Origin of the sequence: Xenorhabdus khoisanae (assembly GCF_001037465.1) — a bacterium.
Taxonomy (GTDB): Bacteria; Pseudomonadota; Gammaproteobacteria; order Enterobacterales; family Enterobacteriaceae; genus Xenorhabdus; species Xenorhabdus khoisanae.
Genome location: NZ_LFCV01000242.1, coordinates 1 through 1,303 on the forward strand (window position 1 = coordinate 1; position 1,303 = coordinate 1,303).

Annotated in this window: 1 protein-coding gene and 1 pseudogene; one reads left to right on the forward strand and one right to left on the reverse strand. The window is 36.8% G+C overall.

The features are described from left to right. Positions 1–641 (forward strand): HAD-IA family hydrolase (locus AB204_RS20500; protein ID WP_072061493.1); only part of this gene is annotated, 641 nt, incomplete at its 5' end. A 319-nt stretch (positions 642–960) separates the two neighbouring features. Here AB204_RS20500 and AB204_RS20505 read toward each other — a convergent pair. After that, a pseudogene (locus AB204_RS20505) lies at positions 961–1,230 on the reverse strand (IS5/IS1182 family transposase); the annotation flags it as partial. Positions 1,231–1,303: the final 73 nt, after the last annotated feature.

The following is a 1,303-nucleotide window of genomic DNA, read 5'->3' on the forward strand; positions in this document are numbered from 1 at the left end:
GTGTACTGATAAATTCTGAACCGTTATGGAAAAAATCAGGCATGTTAATTTTAAATCATTATGGTGTTCCAATCACTTATGATGAAATGATGAGTATGGTCGGTATACCTGTATCGTGTATGATAGACAGAGCCTGCCAGCTTTATAATAAAAATGATTTAGATAAATCTAAAATTGAAAAAGATCTATTCAATAGAGGTGTTGAATTAATTCTTACAGAAAAACCCCTTATGGATGGGGTGATTGAATGCTTAGATTTATTAGTAAGTAAAAATATTAAGATTGGAATTGCTTCTGCTTCTCCATTATCATTTTTATTAAAAATTGTAGAACAATGTGGTATTGCTAACTATTTTGACCATATATCTTCTGCGGAGGATATGCCATATAACAAACCACACCCAATGGTTTATCTCAATGCCGCTGAAAAATTGAATGTATCATCTAAAGAATGCATAGGAATAGAAGATTCTAAAACCGGTATGATTGCAGTGAAAGCAGCCTCAATGAAATGTGTAGTTATGCCAAGTTATAATGAATATAATGATACCTATTGGGATGCTGCTGACTGGAAAATAAAAAGCCTTCAGGAGTGTTGTGCTTTAATAAATTCGGACACTTTAATAAAGACCAAAAACTGACTCTTATCTATAATTTTTTTATTTCAGTGAACATCAAGCTGAAGGGATAGCTAAAGCGAAATAACATTTATCATTTTGACAAACTATTTAGCATCAAGAAAATCAGCCCACCACTGGAGTGAATTGCCACAGACTGTGTAAAAACCGTGATTTCATCCAACAAACATCGATTTGGGTTGCATTTAAGCATCCGATTAGCGCTCATCACATTCACAATGTTCTGATGCAGATTGGTGGCTTGTAATATGAAGTCATTTAAAAGCAGCGTGCCTTGAGCGTTTGGGGCAGGTTTTTGGTGAAACTAAGCTTACTTTATCACTTAGCTCAGACTGATGGCCGCCATCAAACCGACAGTTCCCAGTATGGTTATCATACGTTTCAGGTTGTAAGCAAGAACACTGAGGCTGATTTTAGTGCTCACATTTTTGAGGCGTTTAGTCAAAAAGTGAGTCGCTCCCATCCACATTTTTATAGTGCCAAACGGATGCTCAACACTCTGTTTCCTTATCACCGGGAATTCCGGATTCTCGTCCAACCGTTTTTGCATGTCATCAATAATCGATTCATGTATCCATCGTCTTATGCGACGGGGATCTTTCTGTAGTGGCATAGTCATTCCGGACACCTTAGAAGCCTGTTAATCTAATCACAGTCAAGAAAGG